At 30.3% G+C, this 2,248-nt stretch carries 1 protein-coding gene and 1 pseudogene; both read right to left on the bottom strand.

The annotated features are described in order from the left end of the window. Positions 1-618: 618 nt before the first annotated feature. A complete protein-coding gene (locus F6K13_RS29440) occupies positions 619-918 on the bottom strand; it encodes a hypothetical protein (RefSeq protein WP_124143260.1) in 300 nt (99 codons plus the stop codon). A 402-nt stretch (positions 919-1,320) separates the two neighbouring features. Continuing rightward, a pseudogene (locus F6K13_RS29435) lies at positions 1,321-2,248 on the bottom strand (transposase); the annotation flags it as partial.

Raw genomic sequence — 2,248 nt, 5'->3', positions numbered from 1 at the left:
CATAGGAATTTTATCTCAATTTTTAATTTACACAGTTTTTCTAGATTATTTTGCCTTTACCGAACAACAGCGAACAACTATTTACGGCTTATTAGGAACAGAGGTTATTTTACTTTTAATATTTTTAGTTTTATTGTTGTTGAAAAAGTAGTTACTAAATCAAACATTCATCAATTTCAAATATTAGAACAAGTTTCGAGTTGATAATATGTTTTTAGGGAACAAGGAATGAATAAGAATTATAGATTAGTCTTAAGCTTTACCTCATGCTTCCTTAAATTTTCTGTATCTAGTAAATTTTTAATTTATAACTTCCTTCAAAACAAAAAAATTATTATGACATTTGAAAAAAAAATATCTCCTGTCCTTATTGTAAATATAAGGAAGAAGGAAGAGGGAAGAAAGAAGAAAGCTTTAGTTATCTAGAACAGAATACTTAAAAGTCCGAAAAAACTTAAATTTTCTGTAGATATTCACGCTTTGGTTGACACAAACGATACCAGCAGACACGATATTACTTCTATTAGTAGTATCAAATTGGAATCGAATTTGGATGAGCTTACTATGTTTCTCAATCCATCTTTTTATCTTCAGAAACCCACATTGAAGAAGTAAAACTTATTTTGAACTATTAGATTCATTTTCTATTTGTGGGGCTGGAAATAGATATTGAACTTTCTCTACCAATTTAGGAAACCCAGATGGAAATAACTTAGGATAAATAATCAGCAAAAGAATGCCAATAATAGTAGAACCTAAGTAATAAATAATTTGCCCATTCTGCATCCAAGTCAAGAAATCTAAAAATCCAAATTTTTTCGGTTTTTCTATTTTTGGCTGAGGGGATATTTTTGATTGAGGAGAATTTCCTGTTACTTTAGCTGCAATCTTACTCTCATCACCCAATACATTTCCCACAACATTTCCATTTTTATTTTCAATTTTCTGGCTTTGGTCATTGACAAGTTTTTCAGCTATAGTTTGATTGCCAATAACATCATTTTCATTAATATTTATTACTGAGTCAGTATGATTATTTATTGTATAGTTTGTAGAATCTTTAGGGTTTAAAAAATTCCTACTCCTATCTTTGTCTATTACATCATCAATTAAACTTAATACCTCAACTGTATGATAGGGAGGTTTACCGCACTCAGTAGTGTATTTGCGATAATTAATTCGTTCTTTTAATTCCCTAAAGTTCAGGACTTACGCAAGGGCACTATATATAGCGTCTACTAATTTAGGCGATCGCTATAAATTTTCAAGCGATCGCCTAAATATTTCTGCCATTCTTAAAGCAAGAGAAAAAAATACCTATCAAATAAAAATAGCCCTGAATTTTATTGTAGGCTTTTTCAGCTCTTGGAGCAGATAATCTGATAGTAAATCATGTTTGACTCTATAGATAGTTTTTCCTATTTTTACTGCTAATCTTTTTAAGAAATTCCAGACTAACATAGCACAAGCTATGTGATTTTTTTGAATTTGCCTAAGACGACATTGACAAAATTCAACACCTGTTAACTGCTTAATTTATCTGTGAAATTCTTCAATTTTCCATCTAGTTTGAGACTCAAACTCTACAGCATCTACTGAATATTGAGCTAAGTCATTAGTTGCAATATATTCTGTCCTGTTGGTCGAAACAGTTGCCCAGAATAGTTTGACTTTTTTATCTCTTGGAAACCCTTTAAATTTAATTATTTTACCTGATGTTTTTTCGGATTCATTCCAACTTAACTTTCCTATATTTTTATATTTTTCTACACCACCAGTATCATCTACTAAGCGATTTATTTTTAAGGGACAATAATATATTTTTCCTAAATTGTCTATCAATGCCATTAATCTTTGTGTGGCATACCAACTATCCATTAATACAGTCTTAAACGGTAGTTTTTTATGACCTACCACAGAAAAAATCATTTCTTCTACATGATCTCCGCACGCTTTTTTTATTAGTATCCGGGTCATAAATTCGATAATCTATCAGCCAAAACTCTTCGGCTTCTGGATTAAAATATATACAATTTACTATCCCTATACCACGAATTACACTATGGTTATTACCACTATACTGTCGGCGGACTAACTCAATTTTATTACTATGTTCTTTATTAAGAACTGTATGATCAAATATTAAATAGCCTTCTGTGTTAGTTACAATTTCATCTTTAACATTTCCCCATAAATTTTGGTCATCAAAATTTTCGGTTTTCAGATAACGATTTATCGTGTCATGGCT

Source organism: Okeania sp. SIO2B9, from assembly GCF_010672505.1.
Lineage (GTDB): Bacteria > Cyanobacteriota > Cyanobacteriia > Cyanobacteriales > Microcoleaceae > Okeania > Okeania hirsuta.
Note: the sequence above shows the minus strand (reverse complement) of the source record. Positions and strands in the feature narration are given on the sequence as shown.